We start from the raw sequence: 15,848 nt of genomic DNA, 5'->3' as shown, positions 1-15,848 counted from the left end.
TCATAATCCATTCACAAAGCCCTGAATCATCGCGTGTATCCTGTCAGCAACAGCCAGACATCTTAGCCGGCGCAAATCCAGGGCCATGTTCATCTTGCGCTTTGCTTCCAGCGCCGCGGCCGCGGCTCCGCAAACGCGTCACGCGGCACTCCAGGCCGGACGCCTCCCCGTCGATCGGTGCGGGCCATCGCCGGACGGATGTCCGGTACCGGAACCGGGCGCGGTCGTATCAGTAAACACCCCGGCCCAGACCTCGAAGTGGGCGGAATAGACTTCGTGCAGATTGATATTTTCGGATCGTCGGCGGTAGGCGCACGAATATAATGCTTCGCTGAATACCTTCGGTAAAACGTCACTGAAACGTCATCCCACAATCTTAATCCCGCTTCGCTTCCGAAGACGATTCAACGCGAGGGCCCATGTCCGATTCCGCCGTCATTCCGCAACACGGGGTGGGGAACAGGCCCGCGGGCGGTCCGCGCCTCGAGCACGGGATCCATCTGGGGGGCGTCGTCGCCTTCCTGGCGGTTCTGGTGGCCGGGCTCGGCTACGCGGTGGTGAGCCTCATCGCCGACATGAACGCCGTTGGCGAGGCGCCGCTGGCCTACGGGGCCTTCGCGCTGCTCGGGCTCGCGCTGCTGATCGCCCTCGCCTTCGAATTCGTGAACGGGTTCCACGACACCGCCAACGCGGTGGCCACCGTCATCTACACCCACTCGATGCCGCCGCTGGTGGCGGTGGTCTGGTCGGGCTTCTTCAACTTCCTGGGGGTGATGCTGTCCTCGGGCGCGGTGGCCTACGCCATCGTCACCCTGCTGCCGGTAGAGCTGATCCTGCATGTCGGCTCGGGAGCCGGCTACGCGATGATCTTCGCGCTGCTGCTCGCCGCCATCATCTGGAACCTCGGGACCTGGGCCTTCGGCCTGCCGAACTCCTCGTCGCATGCGCTGATCGGCTCGGTGCTGGGCGTCGGCCTCGCCAACCAGCTGATGGGCGGCGGCGACGGCACCGCCGGCGTCGACTGGAACCAGGCGTTCAATGTGTTCAAGGCGCTGCTGTTCTCGCCCCTGTGCGGCTTCGCCCTCGCGGCGCTGCTGCTGCTGGCCCTGAAATTCGCGGTGCGCCGCAAGGACCTCTACGAGGCCCCCAAGGGCGAGGCGCCGCCGCCGCTGTGGATCCGCAGCCTCCTGATCCTGACCTGCACGCTGGTGTCGTTCTTCCACGGCGGCAACGACGGCCAGAAGGGCATGGGCCTGATCATGCTGATCCTGATCGGCGCGGCGCCCACCGCCTACGCGCTGAACCGCACCATGTCGGACGACACGACCCCGGCCTTCATCCAAACCTCGGCGGCGGCGAGCCAAGTGTTCTCCGCCCGGGCCCCCGGCGCTCCCCAGCCGGAGACGGCGCAGGCGCGCCGGACGGTGACGGACGCCCTCAAGTCCAAGGACCTGAACCGGCCGCCGGTCTACGCCGCGCTCTCCGCGCTCGCGACCGACATCGCCGCCAGCGTGAAGAATTACGGCGCGATCCGCACCGTCCCGGCCGCCCAGACCGAGAACCTGCGCAACGCCATGTACCTCACCGCCGACGCGGTGCGGCTGCTGCCCAACGCCGGGGCTGATCTGTCCGAGGCCGAGAAGTCGACCCTGAAGAGCTACACCGGGCTGCTCAACAACGGCACCCGCTACATCCCGGGCTGGGTGAAGGTCTGCGTCGCCCTGGCGCTCGGCCTCGGCACCATGGTCGGCTGGAAGCGCATCGTCGTCACGGTGGGCGAGAAGATCGGCAAGACCCACCTCACCTACGCCCAGGGCGCGTCGGCCGAGATGGTCGCCGCGGGGACGATCGGGCTTGCCGAACTCTACGGCCTTCCGGTCTCGACCACGCACATCCTGTCCTCGGGCGTCGCCGGGACGATGGCGGCCAACGGCTCGGGCCTGCAGATGGCCACGGTGCGCAACATGGCCCTCGCCTGGATCCTGACCCTGCCGGCCGCCATCACGCTGGCCGCGACCTTGTTCTTCCTGCTGCGCCACGTGTTCTGACGCCGCGGGTATCGGCGGGGCCGAGCCCCGCAATCCACGGACAAGCATGACGACGGACAGGGCCGTTTCCGCACCCCGCGGAAACGGCCCTGTCCGTTCCGGCCCCGGTTTCCCGAGGCCTCAAGGGCGCGCCATGGCACGCACGAAGGCGAGGCAGGTGCGGCGCGCGGCGACGGTCTCGATCGCCATGAAGGCCGTCACGAGATCCGCCGCCTGAGCCACGGCCTCGCGCGGCTCGGGCTCGTCCGGCAGGAAGGCGGCGACCGGCATGCGGAGCGTTCCGGCGATCCGCTCGAGGATCTCCACGGAGCGATCCGCCTCGGGCAGCCCGTGAACCGGATGGGTCATGGCGCAGGCCATCGTTCAGGCCGCCTGGTTACCGAGCTGGATCGCCCGGGCGATCTCCGAACGCCGCTTGGCGTAGCCGGGAGCCACCATCGGGTAGTTGGCCGGCAGGCCGAACTTGGCGCGGTAGCGCTCCGGGGTGAGACCGTTGGCGGTGAGGTGGCGCTTCAGCGTCTTGTACGACCGGCCGTCGATGAAGCTGATCAGGCCGTTCTCGCCGATCGAGGCCTCGACCTCCGCGGCGGCCGGGCCGGTCCAGGACCGGGCGGAGCCGGCGGGATTGCGCTGGAGCACCGAGATCGCGGCATGGACCTGATCGATCAGCACCGGCAGATCCCCTGCCCCCACAGGGTTTCGCGACACGTAAGCGGCGACGATCGCGCCGACTTTCTCGAGCAGGAAGGAAGAGCGGGCTTCGGGTTCGTTGATCATGTCAGGATCTGCTGTTCAATCTCGCGTTATCAAAACCCCGCCTCTGTCGAACGACGGCCCGAAGGTCCGCCCCAGTGATCGACATCCGCGAAGGCCCCCACCGGCGGTGAGTTGCCAATTTCACCTCAGGTTGCTCAAATGCATCCCTTGAGGCTGAAAATAATATACAATATGTATCGGACGGCGCTTGTCCGGCGACGCGGATCCCTTGTTCCGGCCGCGCGAAATGCCGGTCGATCGAAAAATTTACTTATGGAAGCATTGTTTTCGACCGAGGGTCTTAACCCCCTGCACAGCTTTCGGCGCTGGCGGGAGGCGCTTGTCAGCCGGGGTGTCCCCCTCGAGCAGACGCGCCTCGACGACCGTCCCTTCCGGGCCAAGCTCGAAGCCGCGAGCGTCGGCCCGCTGGTGCTGACCCGCGTCACGCACGGCGCCATGCGCAGCGAGGCGACGCGCGGGCTGATCCGGCGCAACGGCAAGGACGGCACCGTCGTGGTGATCTTCAAGGTCGCCGGCACGTCGAAGCGCAGCCAGGATGGCCGTAGTTCGGTGCAGCGCCCCGGCGAGGTCGTGGTGATCGATCATCGTCCGGCCGCGCACGAGTCGAGCACGGACAGCCAGTCCCTGTTCCTGGAGCTGCCCCGGGAGCGCCTGGAGAGCGTGCTCGGGTCCACCCGGCGCTACACATCCCTGACGATGGGCGCCGACGTCGTCTCGACGGGGCTGACGGTCACGTTCTTCCAAGAGCTTGTCCGGTTGCGCGACCGGCTCGACCCTGACTCGGCCACCCGGATGGCGTCGGTCGGCGTGGACCTGATCGTCGCCAGCATCGCCGAGCGCCTGACGCTCGACGTGTCCCAGCCCCTGCACGGCACCGTCGTGGTCCAGCGCGCCAAGGCCCATGTCGAGGCCCATCTCGGCGACTCGACCCTCGACCCGCCCCAGCTCGCGGCGGCGGTGGGCGTGTCGCTGCGCCGGCTCTAGGAACTGTTCCAGGCGCGCGGCCAGCACATTTCCGACTGGATCTGGCAGCGCCGCCTGGAGGCGTCGGCCAAGCGCCTCGCAGACCCGGGCTGCGCCCAAATGCCGATCGGATCCCTGGCCTTCGGCTGCGGCTTCGCCAACCAGGCCCACTTCTCCCGCCGCTTCAAGGAACGCTACGGCATGGCTCCCCGGGAGTATCGCCACGCGGCCTTCGTGGGCACCCCGTAGACCACCGCATCGCCCGGCATCGCCAGGGGACAGCACCCGTGCAGCCCGTATTCACGACCGACAACCTCCACGCGAAGGACCGCTTCAAGATCTGGCGGGAGACGCTGTTCGAGCGGCTGGTGCCGATCGAGATCGCGCGCCTCGACGACAGCCCGTTCGCCGGCAAGATGGAGTTCGCCAACGTCGGCACCCTGCGAATGACGCGGGTCACGCAGGGCGCGCTGCGCAACGAGACGACCCCCAACGCCGCGCGCCAGCACGAGCGGGCCGGCATGGCCGTCGTGCTGTTCAAGCTCTCCGGCACGTCGACCTGCCTTCAGGACGGCCGGGACTCGGTCCAGAAGCCCGGCGACATCGTGGTGCTCGATCATCGGCCGTCCGTGGTGACGACGAGCCCGGGCAGCCAAGCCGTGTTCCTGGAATTGCCGCGCGAACGCCTCGAGAGCGTGCTCGGGCCGACCCGGCTCTACACCGCGCTGTCCATGGGGGCGGAACTGGCCACGACCAGCTTGGCATCGACGTTCTTCCGCGAGCTGATCCAGATACGCCACCGGCTCGATCCGGACTCGGCCGAGCGGATGTCGACGATCGGACTGGACCTGATCGTGGCCTGCATCGCCGAGCGGATGGCCAAGGAGGTGCCGCAGCCGCTGCACGGGACCGTCGTGGTCCAGCGCGCCAAAGCGTTCGTCGAGGCCAACCTCGGCGACCCCACCCTCGACCCGCCCCAGCTCGCGGCGGCGGTGGGCGTGTCGCTGCGCCGGCTGCAGGAGCTGTTCCACGAGCGCGGCCAGCAGATCTCCGACTGGATCTGGCAGCGTCGTCTCGCGGCGGCCGCCAAGCGCCTGGCCGACCCGAGCTGCGCCCACCTGCAGATCGGCGCCGTGGCCTTCGGCTGCGGCTTCGCCAACCAGGCCCATTTCGCCCGCCGGTTCAAGGAATGCCACGGCCTGTCGCCGCGGGAATACCGGATCGCGGCCCTTATCGGCACCCTGTAGCGGCCCACCGGTCCATCGCAACGAAGGCAAGGCTCGCGCGCGATCGCATCGCCGTCGCGACACGCCGTCCTGCTTCTGTTCCAAGCAGCGTGAGACGGGTCAGGGATTGTCCCGCCCGCGCGACGTGAATCCGCATCGGCCATGCTGCGCCGTGCTTGCATACGCAATGAAATTTTTTGTATACATTGCTGCAACACCTTTCTCGTAGCCTCATAAGTCTGACAAGTATTAAATCCAGCAGGATAAATTTCGATCATAGATCAAGGCTCGGCTCAAATACTTTGGAGATCCGTGGCGCCGTTGTTCAGCGTGTACCATCGTCGAGAACGGAATTTTACCTATGAAATTATTGTTTTCGACCGATAATATTCCTATCGATGCGCGTTTCAAACGCTGGCTGGAGACCCTGGAAGAGCAGCGCCTACCCCTTGAACAGCAGCAGCTCGACGCCGCGCCCTTCGAGGCCCGGCTGGAGATCGCCACGCTGGGCCCGCTCACCTTGACCCGGGTCTCGGAGGGTCCACTGCGCAGCGAGGCGACACCCGGCAAGATCCGCCGCCTGGGTGACGCGGGCTGCATCAGCGTGGGCCTCACGCTCGCCGGCACCACGACGGTCGAGCAGCGGGATCGGGTCTCGACGCAGCGGCCGGGCGACCTGGTGGTGATCGAGCATCAGCCGACGGTGATGACGACGAGCCCGGGCAATCAATCCTTGTACCTGAAGATGCCGCGCGAAAGGCTGGAGGACGTGCTCGGGCCGGCACACCGCTACGCGGCCCGGACCGTCGGCGCGGACCTGGCCACCGCGAACCTGGCGACGGGCTACTTCGTGGAGTTGAGCCGCATGCATCACCAGCTCGACCCGGTCGCGGCCGCCCGCATGGGGTCGATCGGCGTGGACCTGATCGTCGCGAGCATCGCCGAGCGGATGGCGCTGGACCTGCCGCAGCCGCTGAGCGGCAACGTGCTGGTCCAGCGGGCCAAGGCGCATGTCGAGGCGAACCTCGGCGATCCGACCCTCGACCCGCCGCAGCTGGCGGCCGCGGTCGGCGTGTCGCTGCGCCGGCTCGAGGAACTGTTCCACGAGCGCGGCCAGCACGTTTCCGACTGGATCTGGCAACGCCGGCTCGAGGTCGCGGCCGACCGCCTGACCGACCCGGCCTTCACCAACCTGACGATCGCGACCCTGGCCGCCGGCTGCGGCTTCACCAGCCGGGTCTACTTCACGCGCCGCTTCAAGAACCGCTTCGGCCTGACGCCCAGCGATTTCCGCTACGCCGTCGGGCTGAGCCCGGAGTAGCGGCTCGGCAAGCCGTTCAGGGGCCGCGGTCGCTCCGGCGCAGGCTCGCCGGCATGGCGAACAGCAGGAGGCCGGCCGCCACCAGGCAGAGCGACCCGATGACGTAGAGGGCCGGCGTGGTCGATCCGGTCAGGTCCTTGACCCAGCCGACCATCACCGGGCTGACGATGCCGCCGAACTGGCCGAGCGTGTTGATCAGCGCGATGCCGCCGGCCGCGCCGACGCCGGTGACGAGCTTGGCCGGTAGGGTCCAGAAGGTCGGGATCGAGGCGACGATGCCGGATCCGAGCAGCGCCAGCGCGATCATCAGCGGCACGATCTGGCGGTCGAACAGGCCGGCGGTGAAGAACCCGATGGCCGCGGCGATCGCCAGCGCGGCGACGAATTTCGGCCGCTCGCCGGAGGCGTCTGACAGGCGCCCGACCACCACCATGCTGATCGCGCCGCAGATGTACGGGACCGCCGTGAGGAGGCCGACATAGGCGGCGCTGCTGCCGCTGGCGGTCTTGATCAGGTCCGGCCCCCAGAAATTCAGTCCGTATGAGCCGATCTGGAGGAGGAAGTAGACCAGCCCGATCATCAGGAAGCCGGGCTGGCGGAGGGCGCCGAGGAGCGAATGGTCGCCGATCTCGCGGTTGTGGTGGGCGATCCGGGCGGACAGCAGGTCCTTCTCCGGCTGCGACAGCCAGCGCGCATCGGAGATCCGGTCGTCGAGGCGCATCAGCACCAGGGCGCCGAGCACGAGGCAGGGCAGGCCGCCGGCCAGGAACAGCCATTGCCAGCCGGCGAGCCCGGCGACGCCGTTGAGGCCCCCGAGGATCAGGCCGGCCACCGGGGCCCCGAGGATGCCCGAGAACGCCGAGGCCACGAACAGGAACGAGGTGATCCGCCCGCGATGCGAGGCCGGGAACCACAGGGTCAGATAGTACAGGATGCCGGGCGCGAAGCCGGCCTCCATGGCGCCGATGATGAAACGCAGGGTGTAGAAGTGCCATTCCGTGCGGATGAAGATCATCAGCGCGGTGGCGATCCCCCACGAGATCATGATCCGGGCGATCCAGCGGCGCGCGCCGACCCGGTACAGGAACAGGTTCGACGGCACCTCGAAGATGACGTAGCCGACGACGAACATGCTGGCGCCGAGCCCGTAGGCGACGTTGCTGAAGCCGAGGTCGCTCTGCAGCTGGAACTTGGCGAAGCTGATGTTGATCCGGTCGAAGAACGCGAACAGGTAGCAGACCATGATCAGCGGCATCAGCCGCCACGCCACCTTCCGGACGATGCCGGCCTCGGTCACATCCTCTGGGCGCGCGGGGGCGCCGGTCACCGCGATGGCCATCGTGTTCCTCCCTGGAGAAGTCCGGCTGCCCCGTCGCGGACGAGCCGGATGCGCGGGGCCGCCTTCGGTGAGCGGCTTTTTCGCGCTGTGATCGTCGGTGTCAGGCGGCCCGTGGGACCGGGTGCAGGTCGCAGGGCCGGCCCGCCTGGGCGACCTGACCGGGCACCGGGTGGCCGACCAGCCGGGGCAGGTCCCGGGACAGGGCGATCAGGGCCGGCAGGTCGAGGCCGGTCGGGATCCCCATCTCGTGGGCCATGCTGACCAGATCCTCGGTGCAGATGTTGCCGGTGGCGCCCGGGGCGAACGGGCAGCCGCCCAGGCCGCCGAGCGCCGCATCGAAGCGGCGCGCGCCCGCCTGCCAGGCCGCCAGCACGTTGGCGAGGCCGACCCCGCGGGTGTTGTGGAAATGCAGCGTCAGATGCTCGGCCGGGACGATCTGCAGGACGCGGGCGACGAGGCGCTCGACCTGGCGCGGGTTGGCCATGCCGGTGGTGTCGGCGAGCGTCACGCCGGTGATGCCGAGCGCACGATAGCGCTCCACCTGCGCGACGACCGCGTCGGCCGGCTGGTCGCCCTCGAACGGGCAGCCGAAGGCCGTGGCGACCGTCGCATTGGTCAGGACGGCCGAGCCCGTCACGGTCGCCATGATGCGGGAGAAGCCCGCGATCGAGTCGTCCGGGCTCATGCCCATGTTGGCGCGGTTGTGGGTCTCGCTCACCGAGGCGACGAGATTGATCTCGCCGACCCCGGCGGCCAGCGCCCGCTCGGCGCCCTTCGGGTTCGGGACGAGCGCCACGTAGACCGTGCCGGGCCGGCGGCGGATCCCGGCGAAGACCTCGGCGGCGTCGCGCAGGGCCGGTACCGCCCTGGGAGAAACGAAGGACGAGACCTCGATGCGGGAGAAGCCCGCATCCGAGAGCGCGTCCACCAGGGCGATCTTGTCGGCGGTCTCGACCCAGGCCGCCTCGATCTGCAGGCCGTCGCGGGGCGCGACCTCCTGGACCAGCATCGTGGCCTCGCTCATTTCACGGCTCCCGCATCGCGCAGCGTCTGGATCGCGACCGCGTCCAGGCCGAGATCGGCCAGGACCGCGTCGGTGTGGGCGCCGAGCGCCGGCCCCGGCCAGCGCACCGCCCCGGGGGTGCCGGACAGCTTCGGCACGATGCCGGGCATCTTCACCTGGGTGCCGCCGGGCAGCTCGGCCTGAAGGATCATGTCGCGGGCCTGGTAGTGCGGGTCGGCGACGATGTCGGCCACCGAGTAGATCCGGCCCGCCGGCACGTCCGCGGCGTCCAGGGCGGCCAGCGCGTCCGCGACGCTCCTTGCCTTCGACCAGTCTCCGATCACGCCGTCGAGCATCGCGGCGTGCTGCGAGCGGCCCTCGTTGGAGCGCATCCGCGGGTCCTCGGCGAGGTCGGGGCGGCCGATGGCCTGCATCAGTCGGCGGAAGATCGGGTCGCTGTTGCCGGCGATCACGACGTAGCCGCCATCCTGGGTCGGGTAGGTGTTGGACGGGGTGATGCCGGGCAGCGCGCCGCCGGTGCGGGTGCGGATCTCGCCCAGCAGGTCGTATTCGGGGACCAAGCTCTCCATGACGTTGAACACGCTCTCGACCAGCGAGACGTCCACCACCTGCCCGGCGCCGCCGTTGACCTTGACGTTCAGGATCGACATCAGCGCGCCGATCACGCCGTGGAGCGAGGCCAGGGTGTCGCCGATGCTGACGCCGACCCGGGCCGGCGGGCTGTCCGGGGAACCGGTGGTGTAGCGCAGCCCGCCCATGGCCTCGCCGATGGCGCCGAAGCCCGGCCGGTCACGGTACGGCCCGGTCTGGCCATAGCCGGAGATGCGCACCATCGTGAGCGACGGGTTGAGGGCCGAGAGCACGTCCCAACCCAGCCCCAGCTTCTCCAGGCCGCCGGGCCGGAAGTTCTCGACCACCACGTCGGCGCTGGCAGCGAGGCGCTTGACGATGTCGAGCCCCTCCGGGGTCTTCAGGTTGACCGCGATCGACTTCTTGTTGCGCGACTGGAGATACCACCACAGCGAGGTGTCGCCGTGCATCTTGCGCCAGGTGCGCAGGGGGTCACCGCCGTCGGGCGCCTCCACCTTGATCACCTCGGCACCGAACTCGGCGAGGAGCTTGGTGGCGAAGGGCGCGGCGATGAGCTGGCCGAGTTCCAGCACACGGATCCCGCTGAGCGGACCTGACACCGTCGTTCTCTCCCTGTCTTTGCTCGGAGGATACGACCGGCTTCCGGGCGATGTCCAAACGCCATGCGCGAGCCTGCGTTCTCCGCACGCGAACGGAGGCGCCTCCTATCCCCCGGCCGTGCGCAGGTGATCCAGCAGCAGGGCGGCGGCGGGCGGCAGGGCGCCGGGGCGGACCACCAGGGTGAGCGTCCGCGTCGCCCAGGGGTCGGTCAGCGGCACCGCGGCGAGGTTCAGCTGCGGCCCGAGCAGGGCGAAGACCCCCTCGGGGATCGTGCCGAGGCCCATCCCGGCCTGCGCCATCCGGCAGATCCCGTCGAAGCTGGGAACGTGGATCCGCAGGCGCAGGGGCCGCCCGAGGCGCCGGGCCTCGTCCCGCAGGGCGGCGTAGATCGAGCTCTCCACGTGCAGGCCGACATGGTCGTAGTCGAGGGTGTCGGCGAGGGCGACGGCGGCGTGCCCGCTCAGCGGATGGTCGGCCGGCATCACCAGGACCAGGCGGTCGCCGCGATACGGGTAGGCGGTGAGCGAACGGGTGTCGGTGCCGCCGGCGCAGATCCCGAGATCGGCCGCGCCCTCCTCGACGCCCAGCACCACGCCGCCGCTCGGCCGCTCCGCCAGATCGACGCGGATCTGCTCCTGCGCAGCCAGGAAGGCCTGGAGGTCCTCGGGCAGGAACTGCACGATCGCCGACAGGTTGGCGAGCATCCGGACGAAGCCGCGCACGCCGTGCGCGTGCTCGGCCAGTTCGAGCGCCATCTGCTCGGCGCTCGCCAGCATCCGGCGGGTGTGGTGCAGCAGCGTCTCGCCGGCCGGCGTCGGGCGCATCCCCCGGGGCTCGCGGGTGAGGAGGGCGCAGCCCAGCGCGCGCTCCAGCTCGGCCAGGCGCTTGCTCACCGCCGAGGGGGCGATCGCCGCCCGCCTTGCCGCGCCGTTGAGCGTCCCGGCCTCGCAGATCGCCGCGAACAGGCGCAGCGTCTTGAGGTCGAGGCGGCTCACGGTCGCCGCGGTCGGACGCGTCTCGCGAATGCCTACGGCCTCGTCTTGGCGGCCCCCGGGGGGCCGCGCCAGTCCCGCGCGCCGACCGGCTGGCCATACGCGCCGTGACCGAGCTTCGCGCCCTGCCGGTTGACCACGCCGAAGCGCAGAACCGCCTGCTCCAGGTAGTCGATGGCGTCCACGAGATCGGCGCGGGCGGCCGCGACCGCGTCCTCCCCCTCCTCGCCCGGGGTCTCGGCGAGGTTCACGGCGGCGATCAACACCCGGTCGCGCTCCTCCTCGATCCGCCGATCGCGCTCGACATGGCCGCGGACCCGGGCGTCGAAGGCCTCGATCACCGACCAGGGCAGCGCATCCTTGTCCACAGGCGCACGGAAGGCCAGCGCGTGGCGCCTCGCCGCCGCCGCCGCGGCCCTGACGTGGTCGGCGAGTTCTGCATCCATCCCGGGTCCCCGTGCGGTCTCGCCCATGCTGTCTCGAACGCGCGCCGGTCGCGGCCGTTGCCGAGGCCCTTACCGGGTCGCCCCCGGGGCCCTCAAGCCGGAATCCGGCGCGGCCCTGACCTTGACAAGGCGCGGCCTTATCTCTCGGAACTGTGATCGGTGTACCGGGCCTCGCCCGGAAGGGAGTTCCCCGGAATGGTTTCGATGCTGAATGCCGGCGCCCTGCGCCCCTCCTCCGCGGCGGCGCGCCTGCTGAGCGCGCTCACGGTCCTGCTGGTTGCCACCGGCCTCTCGGGCTGCGGCGCGATCAACCGCGTGCCGACCCTGGAGGAGCAGGCGAAGTCGTCCTGGAGCGAGGTGCAGAATCAGTACCAGCGCCGGGCCGACCTGATCCCCAACCTCGTCGAGACCGTAAAGGGCTACGCCCAGCAGGAGAAGGACGTGCTGATCGGCGTGACCGAGGCCCGCGCAAAGGCGTCGAGCGTGAAGGTCGACGCCTCGACGGTGAGCGACCCGCAGAAGTTCAAGGAATTCCAGGACGCGCAGAACCAGCTGTCCGGGGCCCTCGGGCGCCTGCTGGTTACGGTGGAAAAGTACCCCGACCTGAAGTCGAACCAGAACTTCCTGGCTCTGCAATCACAGCTCGAAGGCACCGAGAACCGCATCGCCGTGGCGCGGCGCGACTATATTGGGGCGGTCCAGGCCTACAACACCGAGCTGCGCACCATCCCGGGCCGCTGGATCGCCGCGATCATGTATCCGGAGTCCAAGCCGATGGAGACGTTCTCGGCCACGCCCAACTCCGACCGTCCGCCGAACGTGAAGTTCTAGAGACAGCGCGGATAGATCGATGCGGCTCATGGGCTTGAGCCTCACCACGGTGGTGCGGCTCCTCCTCGCGCTGGTCGTGCTGTTCGGGTGCCTGGCCGTCTACGCGGTCGGCGCGCTGGCAGCCGACCTGACCTTCCCGCCGCTGACCGGCCGCGTGGTCGACGCGGCCGGCATCCTCACGCCGGACCAGCGCGGGACGCTCGAGGCCAAGCTGAAGGCGCACGAGGACAAGACCTCGGACCAGGTCGTGGTGGCGACCGTGCCCAACCTGCAGGGCACGACCGTCGAGGATTACGCCAACCGCCTGTTCCGGGACTGGAAGCTCGGGCAGGCCAAGACCAACAACGGCGCCCTGCTGCTGGTGGCGCCGAGCGAGCGCAAGGTTCGGATCGAGGTCGGGTACGGGCTCGAGGGCGCACTGACGGACGCGCTGTCCCGGGTGATCATCGCCAGCGCGATCACGCCGCGCTTCAAGACCGGCGACTATTACGGCGGGATCGATGCCGGCGTCGACGGGATCCTGGGGATCCTGTCGGGGGATGCGCAGGAGTGGCAACGCAAGCCGCAGGTCCGCAGCGACGAGGTCGATCCCGGGCAGGTCGCGATCTTCATCGCCCTGTTCCTGATCGTCCTGTTCGTGGCCTGGCGCATGAACCGGGGCGGACGGGCCGGGCGGGGCGGCGGCATCGTGTTCCTGCCCGGCCCGGGCTCGGGCGGATGGAGCGGCGGCTACTCGGACGGCGGTTCGTCCGGCGGCTTCGGCGGCGGATTTTCCGGCGGGGGCGGCTCCTCCGGCGGCGGGGGAGCCTCGGGTGACTGGTAGGATCGCGGACGTTCTCCCCCCGGGGGCGCGCGCACGCCTCGCCCAGGCGGTGTCCCGGGCCGAAGCCGGCACGTCCGGCGAGATCGTCGTGATGGTCGGCCGGCGCGCGGGCGCCTACCGCTCCGTGGTGCTGCTCGCCGCCCTGATCGCCGGGCTGATCCTGCCCTGGCCGCTGATCGCGCTGACCGGCTGGAGTGCGGTCACGATCCTGCTGGCGCAGGCGGCCCTGGTCGCCGCGATCCTGGGCCTGAGCCAGATCGAGCGGCTGCGCCTCGCCCTGGTGCCGCGCCGCCTGCGCAGCGCCCGGGCCCGGGAGGCCGGGCAGCGGGCGTTCTGGTCCCGGGGCCTGAGCCGGACCCGGTCCCGCACCGGCGTGCTGCTCTACCTGTCCCTGGCCGAGCGCCACGCCGAGATCGTCACGGATCTCGGCGTGCTCGGGCGCATCCCGGCGCAAGCCTGGGACGGCATCCTGGCCGAACTCGGCGGGGCGCTGGCGCGCGGCGAGATCGAGGGCGGCTTGACCGTGGCGGTGGAGCGCATCGGCGCCTGCCTGGTGCAGCACCTCCCGGCCGGCCCCCACGATCCGGACGAATTGCCGAACCGAGTGATCGTCGCGGATTAGGGCGTCCCCCTCGCGGATGATGCGCGACCCTTTCCCGGACACCCGGACCGTCAGGGAAGGCGATCCCGGAACAGGCCCCGCGCGAGCGGACATGCCGGGCGGCGCATGTCTCCGCCGAAGCCCGGGTCGAGGGCATCGTCCGGAAGGGTTGCGGCCGGCTTTCCAGAAAAAAAGATGATGCGAACCAAGGAGTTCGTGCATCGCACCGGTCCCGACATCCAGTACGATGCGCTAGCCCCGCACCCGCCGCAATGCGGCCATGGCCTCGTCCGGCGCGGTGTCGCATCCCGCCGGCACGACCAGCTTCACGGCCAGCGCGGTCCGCGCCGAGGCCGAACGCATCCGCAGGACGGCGCCGGCCCGGTGCACAAAATGCAGGACGCCCAGCGCCATCGCGGCCCGGGGACCGTCGAGAGTCCAGCCCCGGTAGACGTAGACGACGCGGTCGTTCGGATCGCGCGGCGCGGCGAGGGACGTGTCCGTGCCATGGGGCGAGGGCTCGACGAAGTCGGCCACCACCGGGCGCGGGCACGCGGCGGTCCAGATCACCCGGCGCACGGCCTCGGCCCGGGTCAGGACCACGCCCGCGCCGAGATCGACCGCCGCGACGGCGGCGGCCGGTTCCGGGGTGGGCGCGCCGGTCCCGTAGGCCTGGACCCGCATCGAGACCGACAGGGCGAGCAGCAGGCACAGGGCGCCCAGGCCCGCGCGGTCGGCTCTGGTCAAACGGGACGCGCGACCGGGCACGGCGACCTCTCGACATGGATGATGATCGGCAGCAGCGAGGCCGCCACCGAGACCAGCGCCACGGTCACCGAGCCGGCCCCGTCGTGCCAGTGATGATAGGCCTCGGCCGACGGCAGCATCGCCAGGATCCGGGCGATGTTGATCGCGACGACCAGGATTGCGCTCGCCGCCAGGGCTCCCAGCGCCCCGCGGCCGATCGGTCGCCCGGCGATCTTGAGCACGCACAGCCAGATCAGGGCCGCCAGCGACAGGTTGTGGAACGCCGAGCAGCCCTCCAGCATCACGATCGACCAGTCCGGGCGGGTGCTGAGATAGACGCCGGTGGCGTGCAGGCCGGGAAACGCGAGGCGCCCGACCCAGGCCATCACGGCCACCTCGAACGGCTCGATGGCGTGGTAGAACAGCTTGAAGACGAGCTTGCTCCACAATTCGCACACCGACAGCGCCAGCCAGATCTGACCGATATCGGCGAGCAGACGGTCTTCCGAGCGCCGGACGAGGAACCACGCCGCGACGAGCGTCATGCCGGCGTAGACTGCGTGGGGCTCGGGCAGGAACCACGTGAGCGCACCGGCGACCAGGATACCGAGGTCGGACCGCGTCAGCGCTGGGCGGACCTCACGGGCGGTGAACAGGAGGACCGCCGTCGCCAGCGCTGCGAACACCTCGCCGAACTTGAGTTCGACGAGGCGCTGAAGGCCCGGATCGGGCTCGAGCAGCAGGCGCTGCAGGGCGGCCGACAGGGAGGTGCCGCAGGCAAAGACCAGCAGGCTCCAGCGCGCGGCGTGGACCGGCGGGCTCGACGGGCGCGCGAGGGCCATACCCGGCCCGGCCAGGATGTCGGCCACGGCGGCGCTCTCAGGCGGCGGCCGGCCCGGACTGTTCGCGACGCCTGCGACGCAGGAAGGTCACGGTGCCGCCGGCGAGCGCGAGACCCAGGATCGCGTTGATCTCGGGCGAGGGCGCGCCACCGGACGCGCCACCGGCACCGGCAGCGGCGCTGGATTCGAACAGGCCGGCAAACGCCCCGCCGGCTCCGTAGGGGCTCGCCTCGGCAAACCCGCCGGCCGTGTAGGTGCCGGCGCTCAGGTGGATCTGCGCCGAGCTGAAGGCGGGATTCTGCAACGCGTCTAAAGCCGAGCCCGCGTAACTCCCGAGCGCGGGCGTGGATGTGAGCCCTGAGAAGATCGTCACGCCCGTTGATGATGTCACGTTGATCCGGAACTGATCACCGCTGAGATAGGAATCCACGATCGAGAACGTTCCCGGCCCGGCCAGGCTGAAGGAGAACGTCGGCAGCCCCGAGCCCTGACCGCCGAAATCGAAAGATTGGTACCCCGCACCGAGGGCGAGATCGATCGTTTGCGCCCGCGCCGGCAAGGCCTGCGCCGCCATGGCCAGGGCCATCACAGCGACGACACGTGAAAGGCTCTTCCTCATCTGCCGCTCCCCTCAGCTGGCATCAGCCCCGTCGCCTCGCCATCGAAATGAATAACGA

The 15,848-nt window shown here is 69.9% G+C and carries 16 protein-coding genes and 1 pseudogene; 7 read left to right on the top strand and 10 right to left on the bottom strand.

Features of this window, described 5'->3' with window-relative positions; all coding sequences use genetic code 11:
* Window positions 1-419 precede the first annotated feature (419 nt).
* Window positions 420-2,048, top strand: a complete 1,629-nt coding sequence (locus ACYQPG_RS06725) for an inorganic phosphate transporter (RefSeq protein ID WP_147940829.1) — start codon at window positions 420-422, stop codon at window positions 2,046-2,048.
* 120 nt (window positions 2,049-2,168) lie between these two features.
* Here the strand turns inward: ACYQPG_RS06725 and ACYQPG_RS06720 are convergent, their stop codons facing one another.
* Window positions 2,169-2,396: a hypothetical protein gene (locus ACYQPG_RS06720; protein WP_246692155.1), complete on the bottom strand. Its 228-nt coding sequence runs from the start codon at window positions 2,394-2,396 to the stop codon at window positions 2,169-2,171.
* 15 nt (window positions 2,397-2,411) lie between these two features.
* Window positions 2,412-2,825, bottom strand: coding sequence for a Ros/MucR family transcriptional regulator (locus ACYQPG_RS06715; protein ID WP_147909804.1), 414 nt, complete (start codon window positions 2,823-2,825; stop codon window positions 2,412-2,414).
* 252 nt (window positions 2,826-3,077) lie between these two features.
* Between ACYQPG_RS06715 and ACYQPG_RS06710 the strand changes: the two are divergent.
* The 3 genes and pseudogenes from ACYQPG_RS06710 (at window position 3,078) to ACYQPG_RS06700 (ending at window position 6,335) form a co-directional block, all read left to right on the top strand.
* Window positions 3,078-4,037: pseudogene (locus tag ACYQPG_RS06710) on the top strand (helix-turn-helix domain-containing protein).
* 38 nt (window positions 4,038-4,075) lie between these two features.
* Window positions 4,076-5,035 carry a helix-turn-helix domain-containing protein gene (locus tag ACYQPG_RS06705; RefSeq protein WP_147957904.1) on the top strand — a complete coding sequence of 320 codons (960 nt, stop codon included), beginning with the start codon at window positions 4,076-4,078 and terminating at the stop codon, window positions 5,033-5,035.
* Between the two features lie 340 nt (window positions 5,036-5,375).
* Window positions 5,376-6,335, top strand: coding sequence for a helix-turn-helix domain-containing protein (locus ACYQPG_RS06700; RefSeq protein ID WP_461230589.1), 960 nt, complete (start codon window positions 5,376-5,378; stop codon window positions 6,333-6,335).
* Window positions 6,336-6,351: 16 nt separating this feature from the next.
* Here ACYQPG_RS06700 and ACYQPG_RS06695 read toward each other — a convergent pair whose 3' ends face one another.
* The 5 genes from ACYQPG_RS06695 to ACYQPG_RS06675 all read right to left on the bottom strand — a co-directional run bounded on the left by ACYQPG_RS06695 (window position 6,352) and on the right by ACYQPG_RS06675 (window position 11,327).
* Window positions 6,352-7,674, bottom strand: a complete 1,323-nt coding sequence (locus tag ACYQPG_RS06695) for an MFS transporter (RefSeq protein WP_147909674.1) — start codon at window positions 7,672-7,674, stop codon at window positions 6,352-6,354.
* 100 nt (window positions 7,675-7,774) lie between these two features.
* Window positions 7,775-8,698, bottom strand: coding sequence for a hydroxymethylglutaryl-CoA lyase (locus ACYQPG_RS06690; protein WP_147909673.1), 924 nt, complete (start codon window positions 8,696-8,698; stop codon window positions 7,775-7,777).
* Window positions 8,695-9,888 carry a CaiB/BaiF CoA transferase family protein gene (locus ACYQPG_RS06685; RefSeq protein WP_461230588.1) on the bottom strand — a complete coding sequence of 398 codons (1,194 nt, stop codon included), beginning with the start codon at window positions 9,886-9,888 and terminating at the stop codon, window positions 8,695-8,697. Before ACYQPG_RS06685 ends, ACYQPG_RS06690 begins: the two co-directional genes overlap by 4 nt.
* A gap of 105 nt (window positions 9,889-9,993) precedes the next feature.
* On the bottom strand, window positions 9,994-10,884 hold the full coding sequence (locus ACYQPG_RS06680) for a LysR family transcriptional regulator (protein WP_246692154.1): 891 nt from the start codon (window positions 10,882-10,884) through the stop codon (window positions 9,994-9,996).
* Window positions 10,885-10,916: 32 nt separating this feature from the next.
* Window positions 10,917-11,327 carry a hypothetical protein gene (locus ACYQPG_RS06675; RefSeq protein ID WP_461232429.1) on the bottom strand — a complete coding sequence of 137 codons (411 nt, stop codon included), beginning with the start codon at window positions 11,325-11,327 and terminating at the stop codon, window positions 10,917-10,919.
* Between the two features lie 195 nt (window positions 11,328-11,522).
* Between ACYQPG_RS06675 and ACYQPG_RS06670 the strand changes: the two genes are divergently transcribed.
* From ACYQPG_RS06670 to ACYQPG_RS06660, 3 genes are read left to right on the top strand one after another with little or no spacing between them, the layout of a single operon-like run.
* Window positions 11,523-12,158: a LemA family protein gene (locus ACYQPG_RS06670; protein WP_147853989.1), complete on the top strand. Its 636-nt coding sequence runs from the start codon at window positions 11,523-11,525 to the stop codon at window positions 12,156-12,158.
* A gap of 19 nt (window positions 12,159-12,177) precedes the next feature.
* Window positions 12,178-12,981 (top strand): TPM domain-containing protein, encoded by an 804-nt coding sequence (locus tag ACYQPG_RS06665; protein WP_147853988.1) that lies wholly within the window; start codon window positions 12,178-12,180, stop codon window positions 12,979-12,981.
* Window positions 12,971-13,603, top strand: coding sequence for a TPM domain-containing protein (locus ACYQPG_RS06660; RefSeq protein ID WP_461230587.1), 633 nt, complete (start codon window positions 12,971-12,973; stop codon window positions 13,601-13,603). The genes ACYQPG_RS06665 and ACYQPG_RS06660 overlap by 11 nt, the downstream gene beginning before the upstream one ends.
* Before the next feature lie 231 nt (window positions 13,604-13,834).
* Here the strand turns inward: ACYQPG_RS06660 and ACYQPG_RS06655 are convergent, their stop codons facing one another.
* From ACYQPG_RS06655 to ACYQPG_RS06645, 3 genes are read right to left on the bottom strand one after another with little or no spacing between them, the layout of a single operon-like run.
* Entirely contained in the window at window positions 13,835-14,329 is a 495-nt protein-coding gene (locus tag ACYQPG_RS06655; protein WP_419829011.1) for a hypothetical protein, read from the bottom strand.
* Complete coding sequence (locus tag ACYQPG_RS06650; protein WP_419829010.1) at window positions 14,326-15,198, bottom strand: hypothetical protein; 873 nt, start codon at window positions 15,196-15,198, stop codon at window positions 14,326-14,328. Before ACYQPG_RS06650 ends, ACYQPG_RS06655 begins: the two co-directional genes overlap by 4 nt.
* 10 nt (window positions 15,199-15,208) lie before the next feature.
* Window positions 15,209-15,790: a hypothetical protein gene (locus tag ACYQPG_RS06645; RefSeq protein ID WP_419829009.1), complete on the bottom strand. Its 582-nt coding sequence runs from the start codon at window positions 15,788-15,790 to the stop codon at window positions 15,209-15,211.
* Window positions 15,791-15,848 lie beyond the last annotated feature (58 nt).

The organism is Methylobacterium sp. CM6246 (genome assembly GCF_054818005.1).
Note: the sequence above shows the minus strand (reverse complement) of the source record. Positions and strands in the feature narration are given on the sequence as shown.